Raw genomic sequence first — 26,359 nt, forward strand, 5'->3', positions numbered from 1 at the left:
GAGCGTTTCCGCTTTTCGCGGAAACGCTCTGGTTCCTTCTCTTTAACGCAGCAGCCGGCCCTCGATCGACCAGCGCGCGGCGAGGAAATTCAGCACCGCCGCCACGATGATACCGACGATCTTGGCCGGCCAGACGCCGGTCCATCCAGACAACCCGGCGATGAACACGCTGGACACGCCCAGCGAAATCAGCGCGCCCAGCGAGATGAACCGGAACACGGAATGGCTGAGCGGGATCGAGTTGTCGCGCTCGAACGACCACAGGCGGTTGGCCACGAAGGAGAATGCGACCGCGACGAGCCAGGCGCCGACATTGGCCGCCAGCGGCACAACGGCGAGCCATAGCAAAACGGAAAAGGCCGCGAGATCGATCGCCGTGTTCGCCACGCCGACAACAGCGAAGCGGATCATCTTGTCGCCCAGCGAGCGATCAGCCGCGCCGCTCACGACAGTCCACTCCGTACAGTGGCATCCTGCTCTGCCAGCAGCACGCCGAACGCTTCGGAAGCCAGGAAAGCATATTCGACCTCGCGCACTTTCTGCATCGGATCGCGCGACGCCAGGACGGCATCGACATGGCCCGGGTGACACATGAACACGCCGTCTTCGCCCAGCGTCGAAACGGCCGCACGCAAGGTCGGTGCGAAATCGCCCGGCCGTTTCCAGTCGTAGATGCCGGCCAGCGGCCTCATCACCGGAAAGCCCGCTGCCTGCATCGTCCGGTCGAAACCGCGTGCAAGCGTCGCAATGACCGCCGTCTTCATGGCAGTCGCGCCAACCTCGAGCGGCACTGACGGCGCGCCGCGCAGCATCGGTTTTTCCGAACCAGCAAAACGCGTCGTCAGCCAATCGCGCACGGCGGGCAGAAAATGCACGTGCTGATGCCCGTCGATGAAATCCGGGATACGGCCGAGCGCATCGACAAAGCGATCAAGTTGCGCGTCGAGCTCCGCCTGGACATCGCCCGCCTTGATGCGCCGCCGCTTGAGCGGCATTGCCAGATCCCCGAGCGGCGGCAATCGCCCTTTCGATACCAGGCTGGAATCGGCCGTGAGCGCCGGTTGGTCTGTCAGCGTCAGGTGCAGGCCGAGCGGAACACGGCCGGCGAATGATTTGATGCGCTTCGCCGCCTCCTGCCATTCGGGAAATCCGGTCATGCAACCGGTTCCCGTAAGACGCCCCTTTTGCAGCAGGTCGAGGATGGCGTCCGACACTCCGGGCGCCAGCCCGTAATCGTCTGCGATCAGGCGGATCCGCCGCATCACGGCTTTCCAGCGTCCTTTTCCTGGCTCACCACGTCGCGCACGATGTAGACAGGTCTGTCCTTGCTCTCGCTCAGCGCGACCCAGACATATTCGCCGATCAGGCCGAGCAGTGCGAGGTTGAAGCCGCCCAGGACGACGATTGCGATCAGCAGGCTCGGGAAACCCGGCACGGCGATGCCGAAGAAAAAGACTTCGAACAAGATCTTGAGGCCGTAAATGCCGGCGGCCAAGGCGGCGGCTAGCCCGCTCAGCGTGAGGATGCGCAACGGCACCACGGAGAATGAGGCGATGCCTTCGAGCGAAAACGCGACCAGGCTGCCGCGACTCCATTTGCTGGTACCGCTGGTACGGTCCGCCGGCGTGTAGATCAGCGCCTTGTGCCGGAATCCGGCCCACGCATAAAGCCCCTTGTTGAAACGTCGCTTGTCCCGCAATTGCGTCAGCGCTTTGGCCACCGGCGCACGCATGACGCGAAAGTCGCCGGCATTTTCGGGAATGTCGAAACGCTGGCTGGAGTTGATCAGGCCGTAGAACAATTTGGCCAGCTGGCTGCGTTTCCAGCTCGCGCCCTCGCGGTTGGTGCGCGCATAGACGACATCGATGTCCGGGTTTTCAACCAGTTCAGTGATCAGTTTCAGGCTGACATCAAGCGAATGCTGCAGATCGGCATCCATGATCAACACCATGTCGGCCTGCGTCCGGTCGAGGCCGGCCAGAACGGCCACCTCCTTGCCGAAATTGCGGCTGAGCCGCACGATTTCCCAATCGCCGGTCAGGGCCTTGCCGAAAAGCCCAACGCTGTCGTCGGTACTGCCATCATCCACCAGGATCTTGCGCGTCTTGAGACCGAAACGTCGCAGGACCTCGGCCTCAAGTTCCGCGAGCAACCGCGCGAAGCCGGCCACGGAGGCGGCTTCATTCAGGAACGGCGCAACAATGTCGAGCGTCATTTTGGGTTCAGACATGAGCCGTCGTTCCCTGACGCTTGAACCTGCCTTGCGCGACGGACCAGAACCACCACAGGATGGGCAGTGTGATCGCCGTCATGGCAACAGGGCGGAACCACAGGCGCAAGGCATCCTGGAGATGCGGGTTGATGCCGCTGAGCCCCACGGCAAACAAGGCTATGGCCAGGATGCTGCGCAGGACGCCCCCTTCCTCACTGTCCCATATCACCGCGAGCGCAACGGCGGCTGGCATCGCGAGCAAGGCGAAGGTGTTGTACTCCACGCGCGGGTTGAACACGCTCATATAGAAAGCAGCCGTCAAGAAGACCGCGAGACCGGCCAGCCGGCGCTCGATATGACGGTCGTACCAGAGCACCAGAAGAAGCGTCGGCAAGGCGACAACGATCCGGACCAGGGTTGCTGCCTGGGTGGAGATAGGCAGGCCGAGGGCGGTGAAGGGAGCCGTGAAGTCAGCCATCTCGAAAGCAGCGGACTTGTCCACCGACATCGACGTCATCAACGTGGCGAAGTCCCGGTAGAGCTGGTTGACATAGCCCGCTGGCGCGAAGGCGTAGGGAAGCGCCAGCACGAAGAGCAGCGACAGCAGAAGGATGGGGATGAGCCTCAGGCGCAGTGCTCCGACCAGCAGAAAGACGATGATGGCGGTCGGCTTGGCGATCACCGCCACCGTTGCCCATAGAAAGGTCTCCGCACGCCGCCCTTCCAGGGCCGAAAGAACCAGCAACCAGCAGGCCCCGGTAAGCAGGATGGTCGCCTGGCCGTTGCGCAACGCACCGGCCGTGATCGGCACGGCCAGGAAAAGCGCATAGGAAAACATCCAGAGGCGGTTTTCAGGACCGATCGTCCGGACCTGACGCCAGACCGCATAGGTCAGCACGCCGTAACCCAGGATACGCCACAGGCTGTCGCCGATGACGGGGCCGAGTTTCATGAACGGCACATAGAGCGCTGCGAAGGCCGGCGAATAGAGGTAGCCCATGGCGACGTCGAGGTCGTAGAGTGGCTTGCCGGCAAGGAACATGTCGCTGGCAATACGATAGCTGCGCATCACCGAACGATGGTCTGGCGCCATGCCGGCCATGATGAGGATGGCGACAAAACCGCCGATCCACAGGGCGAGACCACCCCAGTCCCAAGACTGCCTGACTTTTGCCATCGCCCAACATTGCCCGATACCGGCGGCTTCTCGAAATCCGGAGCCGCCTGCCAACCTGGCGCGGGCATATCATGGCCTGGGCTGTGCGGTACAGCCCGGGCACGGACGTCCCGCGCAGCTCATCTTCGGACATCGGTCTAGGCGGACAACATTGCCGCAGGATTGCAATCAGGGCCGGATGAAAACCTTGCCGTTGGGTTTGGCGAGTTCGACCGGGACACGCTCCATCGCCTGTGCCAGCGGCACAACGGCGGTCACATCGGTAGCCCAGCGCCCATCGGAAAAGCGCCGCTGCACCTCTAGCGCCGCCGGGCCGCGGCGATCCTTGTGCTTGCGCATCCAGTCGGTCAACCAGAAGCCTTCCACCTGCTTCTGCTGGAAGATCAGCTGGCCCGGTTCGCGGATCAGCGTATCGGACGGATCGAGACGGCCATAGATGATCCAGCGTGACCGCTTCGGCATGGCGTCGAACACCAGAGAGGCGAGCGGGCCGGTGACGGCGTCAAGGAAGATGCGCGGCTGTTCCGCTTTCATCACCTCGCGCAGCGTCCTGGCGAAATCAGGCGCCTTTTCGTTCAGCACATGCGTGGCGCCCAGTTCCTTCAGTGGCGCGATCTGGTCGTCGCGACGAACCGTCACGATCGGATGGTAGCCGTCCTCCTGTGCAAGCCCGATGATCAGCTTGCAGAGCTGGCTCGCACCGGCGGTCATGACGAACGCCTTGTGCCCTTCATCCTTGACGAGGCCGTACATCGCGATCGCCGTCAGCGGATTGACGATCATCGCCGCCGCGTCCTCGTCGCGGACACTGTCGATCAGCGGGATGCAGGCGAGCGCTTCGGCCAGCGCATAGTCGGCCCACGCACCCCAGTTGGTGAGACCGGTGGCGAAGGCAATACGCTTTCCGACGAGGCTCTGCGCATAACTGTCTTCCCCCGCCGCAACCACCGTGCCGACACCTTCGAAACCGGCAGGCTGGCCTTGCACCCGGGGCTGACCATAAAGCCCTTTCACGAACATCACGTCGGAAGGGTTGATCGAAGCCAGGCTCACCTGGATGAGAACCTGCGTTGCACCAGGCACCGGCACGCCGATGACGCCGGGTCGCAGATAGGGCTCCATCGCTTCCAGCGCACTGCCGCTCGGCTCGCGCGCATAGCCGTCACCGACCAGAAGAAGCGCCTGCATTTCGGATGCAATGGTCATCACAGCATTCCTTGCCTGAGGTTACGGTTTAAGGATCAGCTTGCCGGAAGCGCCACGCCCCAGCACGCGTTTCAGGATGTCGGCCGCATCGGCCAATGGATAGATGCCTTCGATCACCGGCTTGATGCTGCCGGCGAGATACCAGCCGACAAGTTCGCGCATATTGTCGGCATAGGCCTGCGGTTCCTTGACGGTGAAGTCGCCCCAATAGACGCCAACGACCGAGAACCCCTTCACCAGGGTCAGGTTGACAGAGAGCTTCGGAATGCTGCCCGAGGCAAAGCCGATGACAAGCAACCGCCCATTCCAGCCCATGGCGCGCGCCAGCGCTTCGAACGCATCACCGCCGACCGGATCGAAGCCGACATCGACACCCTTGCCGCCGGTGATTTCCTTGAGCGCATCCTTCAGATTGTCGTAGCCGATCGCGATGTCGGCGCCGGCTTCAAGGGCGATTCGCTGCTTTTCAGGCGACGACGCCACGCCGATGACCTTGGCGCCAATCGCCTTGCCGATCTGCACGGCGGCAATACCGGTGGCACCTGCCGCACCCAGGACGCAGAGTGTCTCGCCCGCCTTGAGTTGGCCGCGCTGCTTCAAGGCGTGGTGAGATGTGCCATAGCCGCAGATGAGCGCGCAGGCATCCGCCGCACTCATCGCATCGGGCAGCGTCATCGCCATCGCCTCGGGAACGGCGACCTTTTCGGCATAACCGCTGATGACGGTAAGGGCCGCAACCCTGTCGCCGACCTTCTGGCCTGTCACCTTCGGACCGATGGCAGCAACCCGTCCCGCAACCTCCATGCCCGGCACGAATGGCGGCGGCGGCTTCATCTGGTAGAGACCCTGCACCAGAAGACCGTCGGGATAATTGACGCCGATGGCCTCGGCTTCGATGACGACGCCATCCCCTTTCGCTTCGGGCTCCGGCCAATCGCCATAGACAAGCTGGTCGAGCGGCGCGAAGGCACGGGCAATTATGGCTTTCATGCTCTCCTCCGACCCGCTTGCGCCAATGGGCGCCTAGAGCAATTCTAGCAAAAGTGCGTAGCGGTTTTGCGTCCAGAATTGCGTAAAAACAAAGAGATAGAGCATTGAAGGCGATCCTATTTTCGCCGGAAATGCTCTAGAGCTTTTCCTGAGTATATTTCTTGAGTTCCTCGCGCGCGACCTGGCGACGGTGCACGGCATCAGGTCCGTCGGCCAGCCGTAACGTACGCAAATGCGTCCAGGCCCGCGCCAATGGCGTATCCTGGCTGATGCCTTGCGCGCCGTGCATCTGCACCGCTTCGTCGACCACTTTCAGCGCAACGCGCGGCGCGACCACCTTGATCTGGCTGATCCACGGCGCGGCAGCGCGTGCATCGCCGCGATCTATCATCCAGGCGGCCTTGAGGCACAGCAGCCTCGCCATTTCGATCTCCATGCGGCACTCGGCGATGATGTCGAAATTGGCGCCGAGCCTTGCCAGCGGCTGACCAAATGCCTCGCGCCGCATAGACCGCCTGGACAGAAGTTCCAGCGCCATTTCGGCCTGGCCGATGGCACGCATGCAGTGATGGATGCGGCCTGGGCCGAGCCGGCCCTGCGCGATCTCGAAGCCTCTTCCCTCGCCGAGGATCATGTTGCCGGCGGGCACGCGCACATTCTCAAAACGAAGATGCATGTGACCGTGTGGGGCATCGTCGTCGCCATAGACCTGCATGGCGCGCACTCTGGTGACGCCTTCGCTGTCCGCGGGCACCAGGATCATCGAATGCTGCTTGTGCTTGGGCTCCCCGTCGCCGCCGGTCTTCACCATGACGATGTAGATGGCGCAACGCGGATCACCAGCGCCGGAAGCCCACCATTTTTCGCCGTTCAGAACGTAGTCATTGCCGTCGCGTTCGCAACGCATGGAAATGTTGGTGGCATCGGAGGACGCCACATCCGGCTCTGTCATCAGATAGGCTGAACGAATCTTGCCATCAAGCAGCGGCGCCAGCCACTTCTCCTTGTGTTCCTGCGAGCCATAGCGCTCCAGCACTTCCATGTTGCCTGTGTCAGGTGCCGAGCAATTGAAGGTCTCGGCACCGAGATGGGCCTTGCCCATCTCTTCGGCGAGATAGGCGTACTCGACCGTGGTGAGCCCATAGCCGCGCTCGGACCCGGTCAGCCAGAAATTCCACAGGCTGCGCTCACGTGCCCTCGACTTCAACCCCTCGAGGATCTCGGTCTGGCGCCTGGTGTAGGCCCAGCGATCACCGGCCTTGCCGACTTCGCCCAGGAACTCTTCGTCGAGCGGCATCACCTCGTCACGCACCATCGCGGCGACCTGGGCATGGATCGGCTTCAGCCGCTCGGTCATGCCGAGATTCATGTCAGCCATCACAGGCTCCCCTTCGTGGAGTGTTTCCGCTTTTCACGGAAACTGCAATTTTACGGTCATGCGCTGATCCCCAGCCCACGCGCAGTGTAATCGACAACCTGCACCACGATCGCCTCGATGTCGTGCTCGCTTTCGCCGGGACGCGGCGTGTACCAGAACAGCGGCGAATTCAGCGAAACGAACATCAGCTGTTCGGTGATGCGAGGATCATCGAAACGCATGTCGCCGGCCTCGCGCGCGGCGACGATCACCTGCCGGAAGATCGCGCCGTAGTCATTGCGGTACTGCATGAGCCGCGCGAATTCCTCGCGCTGTTCCGGTGTGGTCGCGCCACGCAGGTAAAGTTCGACACCTTCCCAGACGACGCGCTGGTAGGGTCTGGTCACGATCATCTGGCGTGTGTGCACCATCGCCATGCGCCGCCAGCGCGCGACCGCCGGTCCGGCAATGTTGCGCACCGGTTCGATCGCGGCATAGTTCATATCCATGCCAGCACGAAAGACATCGGCGAAGAGGTCTCCCTTCGACGGATAGTGGTGGTAGATGCGCCCTTTGGTCGATCCAAGGCTGCGCGCAACATCATCGATCGAGCTCGCGGCATAACCCTTTGCCATGAAGCAGGCGGCCGCGGCATCGAGGATCGCGGCGCGGGAGCCGTCGGCGACGGTGATGCCGCCGACGGCCCTGGCCTCCTCTTCCCGCTCCGCCAAGTGCGGTCTCGCTGCCATTGCGCCTCGATTTTTGCCGGCTTTACAAGGATCGAAGTTCAACATACTACTCGGTATGTTGTCAATCCGAGGGCGGTTAAGTTTGATCCCGACCGGAACGCTGCAGGAGGACCGATGAGCTATCTCGACGAACTGTTCTCGGTGGCAGGCAAGACGGCGCTGGTGACGGGAGCCGCGACCGGCATCGGCCGCATGGCCGCGACTGCGCTGGTGCTTGGCGGCGCGACGGTCATGATCGCCTCGCGCAAGGGCGAGGACTGCGTCAAGGTCGCGGACGAATTGAATGCGCTCGGCAGTTCCGGCCGTGCCGAAGGCTTCGCCGGCGATGTCTCTTCCGAAGCCGGTATCGCCGCGTTGGTCGAAGCCGTGAAGGCCCGCACCGACCGGCTGCATATACTGGTCAACAATGCCGGTATTTCCTGGGGCGCACCGCTGGAAAGCTTCCCTTACCAGGCCTGGGCCAAGGTGTTCGGCGTCAACGTCACCGCCGTCTTCCATCTGACCCGCGAACTGCTGCCGTTGCTGGAAGAAGCGGCAACCGATGCCGACCCCGCACGCGTCATCAATCTGGGTTCGGTGATGGGCACGCAGCCGCTGGCGGACGACGCCTATTCCTATACGGCTTCCAAGGGGGCTGTTCATCACCTGACCCGCACGCTCGCGATAGAGCTTGCCGCCCGGCGCATCACCGTCAACGCCTTTGCCCCTGGTCCCTTCCAGAGCCGCATGACGGCCTTCGCCACCGGCAGCGATGAGCAGGCGAAACACGTTGGCGGCCATGTTCCCATCGGCCGCATCGGACAGCCGGATGACATTGGCGGCGCCACACTCTATTTGTGCAGCCGGGCTGGCAGCTATGTCACCGGCGCGATCCTGCCGATCGATGGCGGACAATCGGTGCAGCACGGCCTGACCCTGTTCAAGGAATAGAGCCGCGACGGCGCCAGGAGATATCCGTGCAACCCATCAGTCTCGAAATATTGCTCGCCAATGTCGGCAAGGAAGTCGGCCTCTCGCCCTGGCGGGTTGTCACACAAACGATGATCGACCAGTTCGCCGACGCCACCGACGATCATCAGTTCATTCATTGCGATCCGGAACGCGCCGCGACCGAGGCGCCCTTCGGCGGCACCATCGCGCATGGGTTCCTCACCCTGTCGCTGCTTTCGGCCATGACGTTCGAAACCCTGCCGCCGCTTGCGAAGGGCAAGATGGGTGTCAATCACGGCTTCGACGAAGTGCGCTTCCTGGCCCCCGTCAAGACCGGCGCCCGCATTCGCACCCGTTTCGTGCTGGCTGATGTCAAGGCACGGCCGTCCGGCTGGGTGCAGACCGCCCATGACGTGACCATCGAGATCGAAGGCTCGCTGAAACCCGCGCTCACCGCGCGCTGGCTGACGCTGACCTTCGTGGAACCCGAAGCGCAGGACGCATGACCGATCCGAACACGCTCGATCCCGCACTGCTTGCTCCTTATCTGGAGCAGAAAATCCACGGCTTCTCAAAGCTACGGTCGATCGAGAAGTTCAAATCAGGCCAGTCCAATCCGACCTATCTGCTGACCGCGGCAAGCGGTCGGTATGTGCTGCGCGCCAAGCCGCCGGGGCAGTTGCTGAAATCGGCGCACCAGGTCGACCGCGAGTTCCGCGTCATGCAGGCATTGGCCGAAACCGATGTGCCGGTGCCGCGCATGCTGCATCTGTCCGACGAGGATTCGCCGATCGGGCGCATGTTCTACGTCATGGCCTTTGTCGAGGGCCGGATCTTCTGGGATCCGGCTCTGCCCGAGGCATCCGGTGGGCAGGAGCGAGCGGCGGTCTATGACGCGATGAACGCTACGCTGGCGACGCTTCACAATGTCGACATCGGTGCCGTCGGCCTCACCGACTATGGCAAGCCCGGCAATTATTTCGAACGCCAGCTCGGACGATGGGCAAGTCAATACCGCACCTCCGAAACCGAGCGGAACGCCGAGATGGAGACGCTGATCAGCTGGCTGGAGGCAAACAAGCCTGCCGATGACGGCCTCCTGGCCTTGGTGCACGGCGACTACCGGCTGGACAACATGATGTTTGCGCAGGCGCGTCCCGACATCATTGCAGTGCTCGACTGGGAATTGTCGACGCTCGGCCATCCGTTCGCCGACATCGCTTATCAGTGCATGCAATGGCGCCTGCCCCACCAATCCGGCTTCAAGGGACTGGGCGGCATTGACCGCGCGGCGGTCGGCTTGCCATCGGAAGAAGACTATGTCGCTTCTTATTGCCGTCGCCGCGGCCTGGCCGGCATCGACAACTGGACCTTCCTGCTGGCCTTTTCCTTCTTTCGTCTCGCTGCGATCTGTCAGGGCGTCTACAAGCGCGCCTTGGACGGCAACGCTTCCAATCCCGCCAAGGCAAAGGTCTACGCCGACGCGGTCAGGCTGCTCGCTCACCTTGCCGTGCAATTGCTCGAAAAAGGGAAATGACCATGGGCCGTTTCGACGGAGCGACTGTGCTCATCACGGGCGCCACCGGTGGCCTCGGCCAAGGTGCCGCCAAAGGCTTCGCTGCCGAAGGCGCGCGGCTGGTTCTCTCCGACATAAGTGGCGATGCGCTGCAGCACTTTGCTGCGACACTTGACGCCGAAACGGTAACCTTGGCCGGCAACATAGCCGACGAAGCGTTGTCGGAATCCCTCGTGAAGCTTGCCGTCGAGCGGTTCGGCCGACTCGATGTCGCCGTCAACAATGCCGGCATTGCTCAGAGCTTCGTGCGCCTGCCCCAGGTTGCTTCGGATGAGGCCCGCCGTGTCCTCGAAATCGACCTGCTCGGCGTTTTCTATGCCATGAAACACCAGATCCCGCAGATGGAACGACAGTTCAAAGCAGAGGGCAAAGGCGGCGCGATCGTCAACATCGCTTCCGTGGCCGGGCTGGTCGGCGCACCGAAGCTTTCCGTCTATGCCGCGGCAAAACATGGTGTCGTCGGCCTCACCAAATCGGCGGCCGCCGAATATGCCACCAAGGGCATCAGGGTGAATGCGATATGTCCCGCGCATACGCGCACAAAAATGGTCGATGACTTCGTGAAATTGTCGGGCGCACCGGAAACGCTGGCCTTGTCGGAACTGACGCGAGGCGTGCCGATGAAACGTGTCGGTGAAGTCCCGGAGATCGTCGAGGCGATGCTTTTCGCCGCTGACCCAAAAAACACCTTCATGACCGGCCACTCGCTTGCGGTCGACGGTGGAATTGGAGCCATTTGAGTAAGGTCCTGGAAGGCAATTTCCCTAACGATATCTTGCGGATGACTGTACTGGGTATATACTGTCGGTCGTGAGGGGAATGGGAGCAAAACAAAAAAAGAAAGGCAACAAGATTGCCCCAGAATGCGCAAACACGCCGTGAACAACAGAAGGCGGCATTGCGATCGGAACTCGTGGCCGCGGCTCACAAGCTGGTACAGGAGGAAGGCTACGAGGGTTTGACCATCCGAAAGCTGGCCAAGATGGTCGGCTATGCGCCAATGTCGGTCTATTCCTATTTCGCCGACAAACAGGACATCCTGTTTGCGCTGGCCGAGGATGCTTTCCGCATACTGGCCAGGCGGATCGAACAGAACGCGCCCGACGATCCGATCGACGCGCTGCGCGCCGTCATGACCGAATATGCGGCTTTCGGCCTGGGCAATCCGAACGAATACCGCACCGTGTTCATGACCGAAAAGACAAAGCTGCCCGAAGGCCGCTCGTTCGAGAAGATCGACGAAGAGAACCCGGCGATGCAATTGCTCATCCGCCGTGTCGAGGCATGCGTGGCTGCCGGCAAACTGAAAGGCGATCCCCACGCCATCGCCACCATGTTGTGGGCGACCGGCCACGGCACGATTTCGCTGCTGATTACCTTCCCTTTCTATCATTTCGGCGACCAGCAGGCCTTCGTGAACCGAATGTGCGAATTCGGGCTGGCAGCCCTCCAGGGGCAGGACATTCCTCCGCTCGGCGAGCAGCCTGCGAGGAAATGCTGAAGCGATAACGCTACAATTGCGTACCTGCGCGGGTCGAATGCCGCCAGCGCTCGTCGCAGGCATTCTCGGCTCGACCGCGCGTCAGTGAAGCATCCCGCCCTGCGACAAACCGCGCCACCGGTTCAAATTCCAGCGCTTTAGGCTTGTCTTTTCAACGGCTTGGTTCCGGTACGCACGCCGAGCCCGGGTGAGCGTCTTGCCCGTGCTTTGAAAAATTTCTCGTACACGTACAATTTTCTCTTGAACTTTCCCTACGAGCGGCATACATGTGCGCTGTAACGTACATGTACGGAAAATAGAATTCATATCTTGAACCGGAGAAAGTCGATGAAAACGACAGCTCTTGCCCTCGCCACCCTGGTTGCCCTTTCGGGCGCCGCTTTCGCTGGCGAAACCGCGAAGACCCATGCCCCCGCCACTCATACCCAGACCGCCGGTAACGTTGACTATTCCGCGACCGGCTCAATCGAGCAGGGCAAGACCACCAGCGGCCCGCGCCTCGGCGTTGAAGGCAGCCCTTGGACCATGCCGACCATCCGGTAAGGCTCTCCCCCTCCCTTGCAGGTTGAACGGCAAAGGGGCGGCTGGTTATCCAGCCGCCCCTTTTCTTGCAATTACAGATAAACGATCGGGTTTGCCGAACCGGACAGCCTATCGCTTTGCCTTGCCCGGTTTCGCCGGCGCTCCTGAAATGGATGTGCTCGTTATTGCAACTGGATCGCTGGCCGGGAACGTATCCTCCAGCCCTTCTTCCAGTTCTTTCTCGGCATCCTGCCCGCTGTTGCGCTCATGTTCGAACGAGCGGACAGCAGCCGTCTTCTTTGATTTGGAAATGCCTGCGGGCTTCGACGAATTGGCCATGGATAACTCCCTCTATCCTGTCCGGACAGAACGGCGCGATCCGTCTTTGGTTCCTCGCTCGCCGCCCAGATCAGAGGCAATTTCCAACAACACGATGCACAGGCCGAAAGCACTGGAGCGCGTCCAACGGAGACGCCGTTCTATGCAGCCGCGTCGCGTGCCGCCTCGGAAAGAAAAGTAAAGACATAATCCGAGAACGAACGCCAGCATTCGACGCGGAAAGCGTCTTCAGCCGTGCGGTGAAGTACGATCTCGACCTTGCCGAAGATGGTGCGCGAGCAGGCGCCGACGGGAAAGACCGCCAGGGAGAGATCCTGCGGACAGCCGGCACTGAGCGTTGCTTCCGCACCCGCGCCGGTCACGCCGATCGCCACATTCCTGTGCGAGACGCCGACAGCCGAATGCAGTTGCTTGACCTTGGCGCAGTCGGCCAGCGGGTCGCCGCCGGCGTCATCGATGATCAGCCACTCGTCAGGGCCGAGCCAAAGCGCAACGCGGCCGTCTTTCGTGGTGGAGGTCTTCGGCTTTTTCGGTAGCGCCAGGCCGAGAGCCTTGGACAAGGCGGCAAGCGAAGCCTCCGGAGCACGCAGCGAAACACGTTCGGCCGGCTCGAATGCTGTCAGCGTGACATGGGCGGCCGAGGCATTGCGCCCCGCCAGTGCGGGACGCCGTTCCGCCTGGACAACGCCGGTATTCTGAGCAGCTTTAGCCATTGAGGCGCTCTCCCTTTTCGTCGAAGAACACCATGCCCGTGACTTCCACTTCAATCACCCTGTCCGGCATCGGTACATAGAGCGTTTCACCCATGCGGTCCTGTCCGCCGGCAACCAGCCCCAGCGCAATCGAGCGTCCGCAATTCTCGGACCAGTAGCTCGAAGTGACGTGGCCGATCATCTTCATCGGGATCGGCTGGTGCGGGTTGTCTACGACTTGCGCACCCTCTTCCAGAACAACCTTCGGGTCTTTGGTCCTGAGGCCGACGAGCTGCTTGCGGCCCTTGGCGACGAGATCCGGTCGCGTCAGGCCGCGAATGCCGACGAAATCGGTCTTCTTCTTGCCGACCGCCCAATCGAGACCGGCGTCGTTCGGCGTGACGGTGCCGTCCGTATCTTGGCCGACGATGATGTAGCCCTTCTCGGCACGCAACACGTGCATGGCCTCGGTGCCGTAGGCCGCGGCGCCATGCTTCTGCCCTTCGGCCCACAGCGCTTCCCAGACCGCCTGGCCATAGTCGGCCGGCACGTTGACCTCGAAACCGCGATCGCCGGTGAACGACATGCGGAACAGCCGGGTCGGCACGCCGCAGATCTTGCCTTCGCGCACCGACATGTGCGGCATCGCCTCGTCGGACATGTCGATGCCTTCGACCAGCGGCGCGATGATGTCGCGGGACTTCGGCCCCTGCACCGCAATCACCGCCCATTGTTCCGAGATCGACGTCAGCCACACGTTGAGATGCGGGAATTCGGTCTGCAGATAATCTTCCATATGGTTCATGACGCGGGCGGCACCACCGGTCGTCGTCGTCACGTGGAAGCGGTCGGCGGCAAGACGACCGACGACGCCGTCGTCATAGATGAAGCCATCTTCGCGCAGCATGATGCCATAGCGGCAACGGCCAACCTCGAGCTTTTCCCAGGGGTTGGTGTAAAGCAGTTCCATGAACCTGGCAGCGTCTGGGCCAACCACTTCGATCTTGCCGAGCGTCGAGGCATCGAAAAGACCGGCCGCCTTGCGCACCGCGACGCATTCGCGGTTGACGGCAGCATGCATGTCCTCTCCGGCGCGCGGGAAGTACCAGGCGCGCTTCCACTGCCCGACATCCTCGAACACGGCACCATGCTTTTCCGCCCAGCCATGCATCGGCGTGCGCCGCGTCGGATCGAACAGCGGCCCGCGTGCGTGCGAAATGATGGCGCCGAAGGTGACCGGCGTATAAGGCGCGCGGAACGTCGTGAGGCCCACTTCAGGGATGGCTTTGCCCAGCATGTCAGCGGCGATCGCCAGCCCGTGCATGTTAGAGGTCTTGCCCTGGTCCGTCGCCATGCCGTTGGTGGTGAAGCGCTTGACATGTTCGATTGAACGCATGCCTTCGCGGACCGCCTGGCGGATGTCCTTGGCGGTGACGTCGTTCTGGAAATCGACAAAGGCCTTCACCGTCGTGTCCGGACCCGCACCGGGTGCGGAACCCAGCATACCACGCGACCAGATCTCGTCTGCGTCGACCTTCGGTTTGCTGGCCTTAGCGGCTTTGCCGCCGGCCTCTTTCGCCGCCTTGGCGCCGGCGGCATAGGCTTCATCGATCGAAGCAGCCAGGCCGTCTGTGCCGTTGCAGGCACCAACCGACGCGCAATCCTGCGCATAGGTGCCGGGCACAAACCGCTTGTCCTCATTGAAGGCGACCTTGCCGCGCGACTGCGAGAACAGATGCACCGACGGCGTCCAGCCGGCCGACATCAGCAGCGCGTCGATGGCAATCGTGCGTTCACCGCCGCCGTTCTTCGGCTGCACGGTCATGGACGAGACGCGCAGCTTGCCGCCGACGCGCGTGACCGCACGGCCGTCATGGATCTCGATACCGGCGGCGCGGGCCTGGTCGATCAATGCACCGGAGGGATTGTCGCGCAGATCGACGATGGCCGCGACATTGACGCCGGCCTTTTTCAGATCGATCGCCGCCCCATAGGCAGAATCATTGGCCGTATAGACACCGACATTGCGGCCGACCGCGACGCCATAATGATTGAGATAGGTCCGCGCAGCCGAAGCCAGCATCACACCTGGCCGATCATTATCGGCGAACACCATGTGTCTCTCGATCGCGCCGGTGGCGAGCACCACCCGCTTGGCGCGCACCTGCCACAGCCGCTCACGCGGTATGTCGTGGCCGGGGTCGGCCAGATGCTCGCTGACGCGCTCCACCAACCCGATGAAATTCTGCGCGTAGTAGCCGAAGGCCGTGGTTCGCGGCAGCACCCGGACATTGCCCATGGCTTTCAGTTTGGTGACGACGCTCTGTGCCCAGGCCCAGCCACCCTGGCCTTCGATGCGGGCGCCGCTTTCGAAGCGCAGCGCGCCGCCGAATTCAGCCTGTTCGTCGGCAATGATGACGCGCACACCCGTCTCGGCAGCCGCGAGGGCTGCAGCAAGACCTGCCGCACCACCGCCGAGCACCAGCACGTCGCAATGCGCGAAACGCGCGGAATAGTGGTCGGGGTCCGGCTGATCCGGGGCGACACCAAGGCCAGCCGCCGAGCGGATATTCGGCTCGTAGAGGTTCTTCCAGGCCGACTTCGGCCACATGAAGGTCTTGTAGTAGAAGCCGGCTGAAAAGAACGGCGAGGCCACGTCGTTGACGGCACCGACGTCGAAGGACAGCGATGGCCAGCGGTTCTGCGACTTGGCCGACAACCCGTCATAAAGCTCCTGAACGGTGGCACGTACATTGGGCGTCTTGCGGGCACTGTCGCGTGCAATTTCAACCAGCGCGTTCGGTTCCTCCGCTCCGGCGGACAGGAAACCGCGCGGACGGTGGTATTTGAACGAGCGACCGACCAGATGCACGCCGTTGGCGAGCAGCGCCGAAGCCAGCGTGTCGCCCTCGACACCAGTGTAAGCCTTGCCATCGAAGGTGAAGCGGGCAGTCCTGGCCGGCGTCAACCGGCCGGTATTGCCGATGCGAAAAGCCCCGCTCATTTGGAAACTCCAGGCAATTTGGAAGGCTTCGGTTCGCCGGCCTTGTAGGTCATCACGAACTTGTCGCTGACGGTGTCACGCACTGCGTTGAAGAAGCGCGCGCAGCCATGCACATGGCGCCAGCGCTCGTAGATGATCCCCTTGGGATTCGCCCGGATGAAGAAGAACTTTTCGAAATCGTCGTCGCTGATGGCGGCGATATCGGTCGGTCGCGCGATATGCGCCTCGCCGGCATTGCGGAACTCGAGTTCCGGACGCTCTTCTTCGCAATAGGGGCAGCGGATGAGAAGCATTGTCTTGATCCTAGAGTTCGCCGTCGCCGATGCGCGCGCCTTGCGGCTGGTCGCAGAGTTTCTCGCCGAGCGTCTCGAAAGGCGCGACACGTTTGATCAGTGTCTCCACCGAGTCCGCCGGCGCGAAAAGGTCGCGGTTGGCCATGTTGAGCAAAGTGAGTTGGAAAGGGTCGGTGGTAACGACGACGATCCGCGGATCCGGTGCGGTATCGCTGGCAGACGGCTTCTCTACAAACGACACGGTCTTGCGGCCGGCGCTCCATACGCAACCCAGGTAGCCGGACGAGACCGAGAACGGCCAATCGCCTTCATGTGCCGCGCGGCTTATATCCTGCAGGCGCACTTCGCTTGCATCGGGCAGATGGAACATCCCTTTCTCGCCGGTCAGCATGAAGGGCGCAGCAAGAGCCATGGTTGCCGCCAGCGTCTGCATCAGTGCGCCACGGCAGCGGCTGCCGCCTCGTCGATCAGGCGCCCGCTGCGGAAGCGTTCGATGGTGAACGGCGCATTGATCGGATGCGGTTCGTCACGCGCTATCGTGTGCGCAAAGACATGGCCCGAACCCGGCGTCGCCTTGAAGCCGCCGGTTCCCCAGCCGCAATTGACATAGAGCCCCTTGACCGGCGTCTTGGCCAGGATCGGCGAACGATCCGGCGTCACGTCGACGATACCGCCCCACGAGCGCAGCATCTTCATGCGCGTGAACATCGGGAACATCTCGCAGATCGCGTCCAGCGTGTGCTGGAGGATATGCAGTCCACCAGTCTGCGAATAGGAAACATACTGGTCGGTGCCGGCGCCGATCACCAGTTCGCCCTTGTCGGACTGGGAGATGTAGGCATGCACGGTGTTGGACATGACCACGCAGGGGAACACCGGCTTTACCGGTTCGGACACAAGCGCCTGCAGCGGATAGCTCTCCAGCGGCATGCGCACATCGGCCATCTGCATGATCACCGAGGAATGGCCGGCCGCCACCACGCCGACCTTGCGTGCGCCGATGAAGCCTTTCGAGGTCTCGACACCGGTCACCGCGCCGCTGGCGTCGCGCCGGATGCCGGTGACTTCGCAGTTCTGGATGATGTCGACGCCGCGCGCCGCAGCACCGCGGGCGTAGCCCCAGGCAACCGCGTCATGGCGGGCGGTGCCGCCGCGCCGCTGCAGCGCGGCGCCCACCACCGGATAGCGCGCATTGCGCGAGATGTTGAGCGGCGGGCAATAAGCCTTGGCTTCTTCCGGCGTCAGCCATTCATTGTCGATGCCGTTGAGACGGTTGGCATGGACATGGCGCTTCAGCACCTGGATGTCGTGCACATTGTGCGCCAGCATCATCACGCCGCGCGCCGAGTACATGACGTTGTAGTTGAGATCCTGCGAAAGGCCGTCCCACAGCTTCACTGCGTGGTCATAGATGCCAGCGCTTTCGTCGTAGAGATAGTTGGAGCGGATAATGGTGGTGTTGCGGCCGGTATTGCCGCCGCCGAGCCAGCCCTTTTCGATCACGCCGACATTGGTGATGCCGTGTTCCTTGGCGAGATAATAGGCCGTCGCTAGCCCGTGCCCGCCGGCACCGACGATGATGACGTCGTAGCTTTTCTTCGGTTCCGGCGAAGGCCACTGTTCTTCCCAGCCCTTGTGGCCGCGCATGGCCTCGCGGGCGATGGCGAATACTGAATATTTCTTCACGTTACCTGGCCTCGCGTATGGCAATCGGGGTTCCGACGCGCGAGAAGTATCACTAGCGAAACCTTGCAGCCATCCTTGCACCATTTGCGACGGCAATTGCCGTTTTGCGCCGCGTCGTTCCTCGATCCGCGAGCGGGTTTCGGGTGGTTTGTCTTTTGCCGATCTGCGAGCAAGCGCCATCCAAGTCTCGGAAAGGAACAGATCATGCTCGCATTGACCAACAAGGTCGCAATCGTCACCGGAGCCTCCTCCGGCATCGGCCGCGCAACAGCGCGTCTCTTCGCCACGGAAGGCGCCAAGGTCATCGCAGCGGCGCGGCGCCAGGCCGAACTCGACACCCTGGTAGCCGAGATCACCGAGGACGGCGGTGAGGCGGCAGCGCTTGCCGGAGACGTCAACGACGAGGCCTACGCAAAGGCGCTGGTGGAGCTGGCACTGGGCCGCTTCGGCGGACTGGACATCGGTTTCAACAATGCCGGTGTCGTCGGCCCGATGGGACCGGTGCCCGAAATGCCGCGCCAGACCTGGGAGGACGTACTCGACACCAATCTGACCAGCGCCTTCCTGGCCGCCAAACATCAGGTCCCCGCGCTGCTGGCGCGTGGCAACGGCTCGCTGATCTTCACATCCAGCTTCGTCGGCGTCACCGCCGGAATGCCAGGCATGGCTGCCTATGCAGCCGCCAAGGCTGGCCTTGTCGGCCTCACCCAGGTACTTGCGGCGGAATATGGTCGCGAGGGCATTCGCGTGAACGCGTTGCTGCCCGGCGGCACCGATACCCCCGCTGCCACCTTCAAGACCGCCGATGAGCGCGCCTTCGTCGAGAACCTGCACGCCTTGAAACGCATCGCGCGACCGGAAGAGATCGCCCGCTCTGCTCTTTATCTGGCCTCGGACGCATCTTCCTTCACCACTGGCACCGCCCTGTTTGCCGATGGTGGCGTCTCCATCAACCGCACCTGATCAAGGAGCGACGAAACGCCCGGACGCAATCGCGACTGTTTGAATTGACGGTCGCGTCCGGGCGCTTCATTCTAGGTGAATTGGCGGCAATGAAAGGCGCGACGCGGCGAAAACCGCGAAAGCCCGACAAGCAACTGTGGACATTCAGTCCTGATTCTGCTATCAGCCGCCGGAATTCGTGGTGGAAGCCGCCGCGGAGGCTTGTGGCTATTGCCGCTTGCCTATTGATTTCAAATTGTAAAGACAGGATCGCCCGTGCAGGTACTCGTCCGCGACAACAACGTTGATCAGGCGCTTCGCGCGCTCAAGAAGAAAATGCAGCGCGAAGGCATCTTCCGTGAAATGAAGATGCGCGGTCACTACGAGAAGCCGTCCGAGAAGCGTGCGCGTGAGAAGGCCGAAGCCGTGCGCCGCGCCCGCAAGCTGGCCCGCAAGCGTGCCCAGCGCGAAGGCCTGCTGCCCTCGACCCCGCGTCCGGCTCCGACCGGTGCCGGTGCAGCGCGCGCTCCGCGCTAATCCTGCCTGCATCCATCCTTTTCGAAGGATCACCAAGGTGGCGCGATGTAAATCGCCGCCACCTTTTTGTTTGACGCACGCGGATATTTGTATAACGCAGGACGGCGGGGACAGGGGCCGGAGCGACAGCCCGGGATGCCGGGCGTCGATGTTGAGGATACGGCAGCCGATGCATGTTTTGACCACGGAGCGCAAAAACTCCTTGAATGGTTTCGTCTTGAGCGCCGCCTTGATGGCGGGCTTGGCACTTGCCGGCTGCCAGTCGACGCCGACGGGCGAACTCAACGCGATCGACAAAGCCCAGGGATCAAGCCAGAACATCTCGTCGCTCTCTTCGGTGGTCGACCGCAACCCACGCGACCCCGAGGCATACAATGTACGTGGCTCGGCCTATGGCCGCGGCGGCCAGTATCAGGCAGCACTCAAGGATTTCGATACCGCGATCCAGTTGAAGCCGGATTTCTACCAGGCCTATTCGAACCGTGCATTGATCTACCGCTTCATCGGCGACCAGCAAAAGGCATTGGCCGACTACAATCGCGCCATCCAGATCAATGCGAGCTATGACGCCGCCTATATCGGCCGCGGCAACCTCTATCGCAAGGCCGGCCGCACACAGGACGCCTTCAACGATTTCCAGAAGGCGATCCAGCTCGATACCACCGACGCACGCGCCTACCACAATCGCGGCCTGATCTATCAGAGCCAGGGGCAGCACACCTTCGCCATCGAAGACTTCTCGACTGCGATCTCGTTGTCGCCGGAAGCGTCCGAGCCCTATAATGGCCGCGGTCTGTCCTACCTCGCCCTCAACCAGGACGACAACGCTTTCGCCGACTTCAACATGGCCATCAAGCTTGACGGCAAGAATGCCGAAGCCTGGACCAATCAGGGGCTCATCTACGAGCGCAAGGGCGAAAAGGCCAAGGCGATAAAATCCTACAAGGAAGCCGCCCGGCTGGCGCCAACCTATCAGCCGGCGCGTGACGGCCTGTCCCGCGTGGGTGGGGCTTAAGCCGCATTCCATTTGTGCCGGCGTGCGTCTGAACAGACGCGCTTGAACCGTGGCCGATCGGCCACGGCAAGCCGCCCATCTTAACCACGCGACAACTCGACCACGATTGCGCCACCATCGCGCCACGGTTTTGAGGGAACGCTCTCGGCATTAAGCCGTTGTCCGGCATGAACTACAGAAGGATCGCCACCATGAAGAAACTTGCTTGTTTAGCCGCCCTGGCCATGACGACTTTTGCCGCGCCGGCGAGCGCCGGCAAGGTTGAGCTTGGCGTTCTCGACTGCGTCATCGATGGCGGCCAGTCCTATATCGTCGCCTCCAACAAGGGCGTCACCTGCACCTACCGTCCCTACAACAGCCGCAAGTCCGAACTCTACACCGGCGTTATCTCCAAGTTCGGCGTCGACCTCGGCATGACACACCAGGGTCAGCTGTCCTGGGCAGTTCTCGCCGCCTCGAGCAGCTATGATTCCGGCGCTCTTGCCGGCAAGTATTTCGGCGTCAATGCCGAAGCGAGCGTGGTGACCGGCGGCGGTCTCAACGTGCTGGTCGGCGGCTTCGACAATTCCTATGCGTTGCAGCCGCTCTCCGTGCAGGCTCAGACCGGCCTCAATGTCGCGGCTGCGGTGACATCGCTGGAACTGCAGCATTCCCTGAAGTAAGCGGAATTCAGGCCTGGGGGGGGGCCTGCGCCCCGCCAGGCCGAGCATCGGCCGGATATCGGGCCTCAGAACGCCCGCACCCGATCGCCCAGCACACGGCGCGCTTCCTCATACTTCGCCCGGGCATCGACAATATCCTTGTCCAGTTGCTCAAGCGCTCGTTCCTGATCCAGCATCTTCTGTGCGTAAAGGCGCGCGAGATCCGATCCTTCTGGTGCAGCGCCGATGTTCTCACGAATCCGCTCCTGATCGGCAGTGATCCCGTCGCGACGCTCCTGACGGCTGGCCAAAACCTGGCTGGCCTCGTCGCTCGTCTTGGCCGCTTCTGCGATCGCGGCAAGTCGTGCTTTGCTTTCGGCATCAAGCTCCGTGCTGGCAATCAATGCGAGAATACGCTCGGCGGTCAGCTCTTGTATGGCGACCGTCTCGACGACAGGCCGTTCCATCACCACCGGAAATTCCCTGGTCTTGCCGGGCTCGACCTCAAACCGCATCCGGTAGGCAGAACCGGCCAGCGTCGCTTCCTCGGCCTTTGGCTGCACCAGACGCCAATCCTGCGCGCGTGGCTGCTCGATCACCATGCGCCGCGTTTCGGCGGCGATGTTCTTGACCCGATAGAGCGTCGTTTCGCGCAGCTTGCTTTCGATCTGCAATGCTCCGTTGACCGATTTGACCTTGGTAACGGCCGATGCCGTCCGGTTTTCGCGGTCGACAAGGATCTTTTGTTCGGCTCCGAAACCGACAAGGCGGGAATCGCCCGCCGGCAGAAGCGGAAACTGCGCTTCACCCGAAAACAGCGGACCCGCGTCAGTCGCCTCGTAGATGGTGGCCGATCCGGCAGGCAGTGACGTCGTCCCATCATTCTTGAGGGTCATGCCCTGCCAGGGATTGCGCCCGCCGCCCTGATACCAGGCCACGGCTTCCGCTGGTACTTTCTGGTCGACAAACGGTATGGTCAGGCTTTCACCAGATCCGACGCTGACCGGAACCGACAGCGTGAAGCTGGCGCCGGCAGCGTTTTCTTCGGTTGACGCAGGCGCGGCATCGGCTTGCTGAACCATTTCATCCTGAACAGCGGCCATCGCGCTGCGAGCCACCATCCGCTTTTGTTCCGGCGCCGCTGGCACGGCCATCTCGGCATAGTTGGCACCACCGAGCGCAACCTGCCCCTGATCGGTTCGCGGCAAGGCAGCCTGGCTCACCGGCGGCGCAATAGTCTGGCGCGAAACATAATAAGGATCGTAGAGCGCCTGGCGAAACGTGACGGGGGCAGCCGAGGACAGCGTCACCGCAACATCCCTCCAGGCGTCGCCAGTCATGTTCTCCAGCACCACCCAACCTTGTAGCTGTGCCTTGTCTTCACCCGCTTTCGGCAGGGTCAGGCGGTACGCGGTTTTCCAGACGGGCGCCTCGGCAACATAGCCGATGCGGACGGTGCGTTGCGCACCGTCCGCCAGATGAATGGAGATGTCGCGCCCGGAACGATCCTGTGCGCTGCGCAACGCGGTCAACGCACCGGAAACCTGCTGGCCCAGTCGCGCATCGGCAAACTCAAGACCCTGCGCGTCTTCGAGCACAAACTGATCCATCGAGGCGCCGGAAAATACCCACACACGCGTCCGCGTGATTGTCCGGCCGTCCTTGTCTGTGACCTGCTCCGGCTGGATGCTGGCAATGCGGCCCGCAATGCTGCGTGGCGCTGCGACCTTGATTTCCGCGCCTTTCAGCGCCGCCATCAGAGATGCCATGCTGTCCAGATCCGATCGCGAAAATGGCAGTGCGTTGAAGGCCTCGTCGGCACCCGCCTTGCCCGGCAAGGTTGCCGAACCGGTGCCGGCGGGATCGAGGATGATCATGCTCTTGAGAATGTCATCGATCTGGTCAAGTCGTGACCGCAGGGTCAGCGTTTCCTTACCGGTGACCGTCGCTTCATATTCGAAATAACCCACGCCCCCGGTGCCGAGGATCGCCCGTTTGAGCACGAGGTCGGCAGAGTGAGCAGGGGCAGTCATTGCAGTCGCTCCGAGCAGAATGAGGGTGAAAAGACGCATCGGGTACCTCGTTTCATCAGATTCGGCGACGCTGCAGACTATTCGTGGCGATGTGATGAACGAAAGGGCGGATATCCGGCAACGGGCAGGACACATTCAGCGCTTGGCTTGCGAACTGCAAAATAATGCTTGCGTTCAACCACACTAATGGTTTTACAAGTAATTACTTGGAAAAATGCCGTGCCAGCCGCAAGCTGGCGCTTGGGACGAGAGCGCATGACACAAGACAAGGCGAACCGGGTGGATTGGCGTGCATTGTGGGCCAGTGGCGACCTCGCGCGCTTCTGCTTCATTTCGCTGGGCATCCTGCTGCACGCGACCAACGAGACGATGGTGGCGACCATCATGCCAGCCATGGTGGGTGATCTGTCCGGTGTGCAACTGGTCGGCTGGTCGCTGGCGATCTACGAGCTCGGCGCCATCGTCGCGGGTGCCGCGGCCGGCCGCATGGTCAGCTATGTCGCGCTGCGCAGCAATGTCATGGTCGCCGCCCTGCTCTATTCGACCGGAGCGCTCCTCTGTGCGACGGCGCCATCGATGCAAGCTTTCCTCACCGGCCGTCTGATCGAAGGGCTCGGCGGTGGTGCTCTGGTCTCGCTGGCGTTTGTTTCGGTCGAGCGCCTGTTTCCGCGCGCGATCTGGCCACAGCTGTTCGGCCTGATGTCGGCGATATGGGGCGTCGCAGCGTTCAGCGGCCCGATGCTGGGTGCATTGATGGCCGAATTGCTTTCCTGGCGCTGGGCCTTTGGCATTTTTGTCATTGGTGGCGTGGCAATGGCGCTGGCCAGCCTGTTTGTGTTGAACACACCGGAAGCGCGGCGCACGCGAAGCGGCGGCGCTACGCTGCCGCCCTTCCCTGCCTTGCCGCTGATGTGCCTGGCAGTCAGCGTGATCCTGATCGCCTCAGCCGGCGTCGATGTTGCACTGCTGCGCTCCAGCCTGCTGCTCGGCCTGGGATTGGCAGGACTGGCTCTGTTCTTCCGCATCGATGCACTGAAGCCGCAATCGAGGCTCTTTCCGGCAAACCTGTTTTCATGGCGCACGCCGGTCGGCAGCGGCATGACGATGATCGCCGCGTTCTCGGTGGCCACCTGCTCCTTTGCAGTCTACGGGCCGTTGATCCTGACCAATCTGCACGGCATCTCGATGCTGACCACGGGCTACATCATCGCCGCAGAGTCGATCGCCTGGTCGATCCTGTCGATCCTCGTCGCCAACGCGCCGCCTGAGCGCGAACGCACGATCATCGTCTGCGGCGCATTGATGATCGCAGCCGGCATTGCCGGCTTCGCCTACACGGTTCCGCATGGCTCGATCCCGCTCATCCTGTTTTGCGCACTGCTGCAAGGCGGCGGCTTCGGCATCGCGTGGCCTTTCGTGACGCGCATCATCGTCGCGTCCGCACCAGCCAACGAACAGACCATTGCCTCGTCGGCGGTGCCAACCATGCAGCGCATCGGCTATGCCGTGGGTGCCGCGAGTGCCGGGATCGTTGCCAACGCCAGCGGCTTTTCAGAGGGTCTCAACCGCGCAGCTGCGGCAAATGCCGGGATCTGGCTGTTCCTGGCCTTCGTACCACTCGGCCTGCTTGGCGCCATCGCGGCGTACAAGCTCTTCTCCGTGCCAGGACGACCCGGCCTGCCGCAGCAGGCCTGAGCCCATAGCCAAACGGCCGGTCAGACCGTCTTCAGGCGCTTTGCGATGAGCTCGGCGAGACGCGAGGCGACCTCCGCCTTGGTCAGCTCCGGCCATTCCTCGACGCCGCTCTTCGAAACGATACGAACGCGGTTGCGATCACCGCCCATCACACCGGCAGGACCGACGCCGCTGTCATGCGAGACGTCATTGGCGACGATAAAGTCGGCGCCTTTCTTGCTCAACTTGGCCTCGGCATTCTTCAGGATGTCCTGTGTCTCGGCGGCAAAGCCGACGACCAGGCGGGGTCTTTGGGCGTGATGCCCGATACCAGCCAGGATATCCGGGTTTTCCACCATCTGCAGCGCAGGTGGTCCTTCGCCCGCCACTTTCTTGATCTTCTCATCAGCCGAATTCGCTGTGCGCCAATCGGCGACAGCCGCCACGAACACCGCAACATCTGCCGGCAGAAGACCTTCGACGGCTGCCTGCATCTGCCGCGCCGTCTCCACATGCACCGTTGTCACACCGGCCGGATCGGCGATCGTCACCGGACCGGACACCAGATGAACGTCTGCGCCAAGCTTTGCGAGAGCACCGGCCAGTGCGTGACCCTGTTTCCCCGATGAACGGTTGGCGATGTAGCGCACAGGATCGATCGGCTCGTGCGTCGGGCCGGACGTGATGATGATCTTCCTGCCGGCCAGCGGTTTCGGCTGGCTGTCGAACTGCGTCTCGATCGCCGCGACGATCTCAAGCGGCTCGGCCATGCGACCTTCACCAGCCTCGCCGCTTTCGGCCATCTCGCCCCTCGCAGGACCGACAAAGGCGACGCCATCCTGGATGAGGGTGGCATGGTTGCGCCGCGTTGCCTGATGCGCCCACATTCTGGGGTTCATGGCCGGCGCCATCAGCACCTTCTTGTCGGTGGCGAGCAGCACCGTCGAGGCAAGATCGTTGGCGTGGCCGTTGGCCAGCTTGGCCATCAGATCAGCTGTGGCCGGCGCCACGACGATCAGGTCGGCTTCGCGTGACAGCCTGATGTGGCCGACATCGTGCTCATCCTGGCGATCGAACAGGTCGGTGAAGACATGGTCAGCTGAAAGCGCGCCAACGGAAAGCTGGGTTACGAATTCCTGTGCGGCAGCGGTCATGACGCACCGTACGGCAGCGCCACGTTCACGCAGGCGGCGGATCAGATCGAGCGACTTGTAGGCCGCGATACCGCCACCAATGACAAGAAGGACGCGTTTTCCGGAAAGGGTCATGCTTCGCCCCAGCAG

27 protein-coding genes are annotated in these 26,359 nt (G+C 62.4%); 11 read left to right on the forward strand and 16 right to left on the reverse strand.

Annotated elements, in window-relative coordinates:
• Positions 1-42 precede the first annotated feature (42 nt).
• The 8 genes from AC3WTO_RS19015 to AC3WTO_RS19050 all read right to left on the reverse strand — a co-directional run bounded on the left by AC3WTO_RS19015 (position 43) and on the right by AC3WTO_RS19050 (position 7,691).
• Positions 43-447, reverse strand: coding sequence for a GtrA family protein (locus tag AC3WTO_RS19015; protein ID WP_492462400.1), 405 nt, complete (start codon positions 445-447; stop codon positions 43-45).
• Positions 444-1,262 (reverse strand): ChbG/HpnK family deacetylase, encoded by an 819-nt coding sequence (locus AC3WTO_RS19020; RefSeq protein WP_492462402.1) that lies wholly within the window; start codon positions 1,260-1,262, stop codon positions 444-446. Before AC3WTO_RS19020 ends, AC3WTO_RS19015 begins: the two co-directional genes overlap by 4 nt.
• Positions 1,262-2,230, reverse strand: a complete 969-nt coding sequence (locus AC3WTO_RS19025) for a glycosyltransferase family 2 protein (RefSeq protein ID WP_492462404.1) — start codon at positions 2,228-2,230, stop codon at positions 1,262-1,264. The genes AC3WTO_RS19020 and AC3WTO_RS19025 overlap by 1 nt, the downstream gene beginning before the upstream one ends.
• Positions 2,223-3,389, reverse strand: a complete 1,167-nt coding sequence (locus AC3WTO_RS19030; RefSeq protein ID WP_492462406.1) for a glycosyltransferase 87 family protein — start codon at positions 3,387-3,389, stop codon at positions 2,223-2,225. Before AC3WTO_RS19030 ends, AC3WTO_RS19025 begins: the two co-directional genes overlap by 8 nt.
• A gap of 168 nt (positions 3,390-3,557) precedes the next feature.
• Complete coding sequence (locus AC3WTO_RS19035) at positions 3,558-4,595, reverse strand: zinc-binding dehydrogenase (protein ID WP_492462408.1); 1,038 nt, start codon at positions 4,593-4,595, stop codon at positions 3,558-3,560.
• A gap of 21 nt (positions 4,596-4,616) precedes the next feature.
• Positions 4,617-5,585, reverse strand: coding sequence for an NADPH:quinone oxidoreductase family protein (locus AC3WTO_RS19040; protein WP_492462410.1), 969 nt, complete (start codon positions 5,583-5,585; stop codon positions 4,617-4,619).
• Positions 5,586-5,721: 136 nt separating this feature from the next.
• On the reverse strand, positions 5,722-6,963 hold the full coding sequence (locus tag AC3WTO_RS19045) for an acyl-CoA dehydrogenase family protein (RefSeq protein ID WP_492462412.1): 1,242 nt from the start codon (positions 6,961-6,963) through the stop codon (positions 5,722-5,724).
• A 56-nt stretch (positions 6,964-7,019) separates the two neighbouring features.
• Entirely contained in the window at positions 7,020-7,691 is a 672-nt protein-coding gene (locus AC3WTO_RS19050; RefSeq protein WP_492462414.1) for a TetR/AcrR family transcriptional regulator, read from the reverse strand.
• Positions 7,692-7,805: 114 nt separating this feature from the next.
• Here AC3WTO_RS19050 and AC3WTO_RS19055 point away from each other — a divergent pair, with 114 nt between their 5' ends.
• The 6 genes from AC3WTO_RS19055 to AC3WTO_RS19080 all read left to right on the forward strand — a co-directional run bounded on the left by AC3WTO_RS19055 (position 7,806) and on the right by AC3WTO_RS19080 (position 12,241).
• Positions 7,806-8,621: an SDR family oxidoreductase gene (locus AC3WTO_RS19055; protein WP_492462416.1), complete on the forward strand. Its 816-nt coding sequence runs from the start codon at positions 7,806-7,808 to the stop codon at positions 8,619-8,621.
• A 20-nt stretch (positions 8,622-8,641) separates the two neighbouring features.
• A complete protein-coding gene (locus AC3WTO_RS19060; RefSeq protein ID WP_492462760.1) occupies positions 8,642-9,127 on the forward strand; it encodes a MaoC family dehydratase in 486 nt (161 codons plus the stop codon).
• Entirely contained in the window at positions 9,124-10,158 is a 1,035-nt protein-coding gene (locus AC3WTO_RS19065) for a phosphotransferase family protein (RefSeq protein ID WP_492462418.1), read from the forward strand. Before AC3WTO_RS19060 ends, AC3WTO_RS19065 begins: the two co-directional genes overlap by 4 nt.
• 2 nt (positions 10,159-10,160) lie before the next feature.
• Positions 10,161-10,937, forward strand: a complete 777-nt coding sequence (locus tag AC3WTO_RS19070; RefSeq protein ID WP_492462420.1) for an SDR family NAD(P)-dependent oxidoreductase — start codon at positions 10,161-10,163, stop codon at positions 10,935-10,937.
• Between the two features lie 113 nt (positions 10,938-11,050).
• Positions 11,051-11,698 (forward strand): TetR/AcrR family transcriptional regulator, encoded by a 648-nt coding sequence (locus AC3WTO_RS19075; RefSeq protein WP_492462422.1) that lies wholly within the window; start codon positions 11,051-11,053, stop codon positions 11,696-11,698.
• A gap of 327 nt (positions 11,699-12,025) precedes the next feature.
• Positions 12,026-12,241: a DUF680 domain-containing protein gene (locus tag AC3WTO_RS19080; RefSeq protein ID WP_492462424.1), complete on the forward strand. Its 216-nt coding sequence runs from the start codon at positions 12,026-12,028 to the stop codon at positions 12,239-12,241.
• 108 nt (positions 12,242-12,349) lie between these two features.
• On the opposite strand, the gene AC3WTO_RS19085 is transcribed toward AC3WTO_RS19080, so the two are convergent.
• The 6 genes from AC3WTO_RS19085 to AC3WTO_RS19110 all read right to left on the reverse strand — a co-directional run bounded on the left by AC3WTO_RS19085 (position 12,350) and on the right by AC3WTO_RS19110 (position 18,234).
• Complete coding sequence (locus AC3WTO_RS19085; RefSeq protein WP_492462426.1) at positions 12,350-12,559, reverse strand: hypothetical protein; 210 nt, start codon at positions 12,557-12,559, stop codon at positions 12,350-12,352.
• 140 nt (positions 12,560-12,699) lie between these two features.
• The gene (locus AC3WTO_RS19090; protein ID WP_492462428.1) at positions 12,700-13,272 is read right to left on the reverse strand and encodes a sarcosine oxidase subunit gamma; all 573 of its coding nucleotides are present in this window, start codon (positions 13,270-13,272) and stop codon (positions 12,700-12,702) included.
• Positions 13,265-16,255, reverse strand: coding sequence for a sarcosine oxidase subunit alpha (locus tag AC3WTO_RS19095; RefSeq protein WP_492462430.1), 2,991 nt, complete (start codon positions 16,253-16,255; stop codon positions 13,265-13,267). The genes AC3WTO_RS19090 and AC3WTO_RS19095 overlap by 8 nt, the downstream gene beginning before the upstream one ends.
• The gene (locus AC3WTO_RS19100; RefSeq protein WP_144377865.1) at positions 16,252-16,548 is read right to left on the reverse strand and encodes a sarcosine oxidase subunit delta; all 297 of its coding nucleotides are present in this window, start codon (positions 16,546-16,548) and stop codon (positions 16,252-16,254) included. Before AC3WTO_RS19100 ends, AC3WTO_RS19095 begins: the two co-directional genes overlap by 4 nt.
• Positions 16,549-16,558: 10 nt before the next feature.
• Positions 16,559-16,981: a hypothetical protein gene (locus tag AC3WTO_RS19105; protein WP_492462432.1), complete on the reverse strand. Its 423-nt coding sequence runs from the start codon at positions 16,979-16,981 to the stop codon at positions 16,559-16,561.
• Positions 16,981-18,234: a sarcosine oxidase subunit beta gene (locus AC3WTO_RS19110; RefSeq protein ID WP_129413400.1), complete on the reverse strand. Its 1,254-nt coding sequence runs from the start codon at positions 18,232-18,234 to the stop codon at positions 16,981-16,983. The genes AC3WTO_RS19105 and AC3WTO_RS19110 overlap by 1 nt, the downstream gene beginning before the upstream one ends.
• Positions 18,235-18,438: 204 nt before the next feature.
• Between AC3WTO_RS19110 and AC3WTO_RS19115 the strand changes: the two genes are divergently transcribed.
• From AC3WTO_RS19115 to AC3WTO_RS19130, 4 genes are all read left to right on the forward strand, one after another.
• Positions 18,439-19,197: an SDR family oxidoreductase gene (locus tag AC3WTO_RS19115; protein ID WP_492462435.1), complete on the forward strand. Its 759-nt coding sequence runs from the start codon at positions 18,439-18,441 to the stop codon at positions 19,195-19,197.
• A 255-nt stretch (positions 19,198-19,452) separates the two neighbouring features.
• Positions 19,453-19,713, forward strand: a complete 261-nt coding sequence (gene rpsU, locus AC3WTO_RS19120) for a 30S ribosomal protein S21 (protein WP_129413398.1) — start codon at positions 19,453-19,455, stop codon at positions 19,711-19,713.
• Positions 19,714-19,882: 169 nt separating this feature from the next.
• Positions 19,883-20,728: a tetratricopeptide repeat protein gene (locus AC3WTO_RS19125; RefSeq protein WP_492462438.1), complete on the forward strand. Its 846-nt coding sequence runs from the start codon at positions 19,883-19,885 to the stop codon at positions 20,726-20,728.
• A 191-nt stretch (positions 20,729-20,919) separates the two neighbouring features.
• Positions 20,920-21,390, forward strand: a complete 471-nt coding sequence (locus AC3WTO_RS19130; protein WP_492462440.1) for a DUF992 domain-containing protein — start codon at positions 20,920-20,922, stop codon at positions 21,388-21,390.
• Between the two features lie 65 nt (positions 21,391-21,455).
• Here the strand turns inward: AC3WTO_RS19130 and AC3WTO_RS19135 are convergent, their stop codons facing one another.
• Positions 21,456-23,402 carry a DUF4139 domain-containing protein gene (locus AC3WTO_RS19135; RefSeq protein WP_492462442.1) on the reverse strand — a complete coding sequence of 649 codons (1,947 nt, stop codon included), beginning with the start codon at positions 23,400-23,402 and terminating at the stop codon, positions 21,456-21,458.
• Positions 23,403-23,657: 255 nt separating this feature from the next.
• Between AC3WTO_RS19135 and AC3WTO_RS19140 the strand changes: the two genes are divergently transcribed.
• Complete coding sequence (locus AC3WTO_RS19140) at positions 23,658-25,097, forward strand: MFS transporter (RefSeq protein WP_492462444.1); 1,440 nt, start codon at positions 23,658-23,660, stop codon at positions 25,095-25,097.
• Between the two features lie 20 nt (positions 25,098-25,117).
• Here AC3WTO_RS19140 and coaBC read toward each other — a convergent pair whose 3' ends face one another.
• Positions 25,118-26,344: a bifunctional phosphopantothenoylcysteine decarboxylase/phosphopantothenate--cysteine ligase CoaBC gene (gene coaBC, locus AC3WTO_RS19145; RefSeq protein ID WP_492462446.1), complete on the reverse strand. Its 1,227-nt coding sequence runs from the start codon at positions 26,342-26,344 to the stop codon at positions 25,118-25,120.
• Positions 26,345-26,359 lie beyond the last annotated feature (15 nt).

Source organism: Mesorhizobium sp. EU05-FHT14A09 (assembly GCF_058790995.1).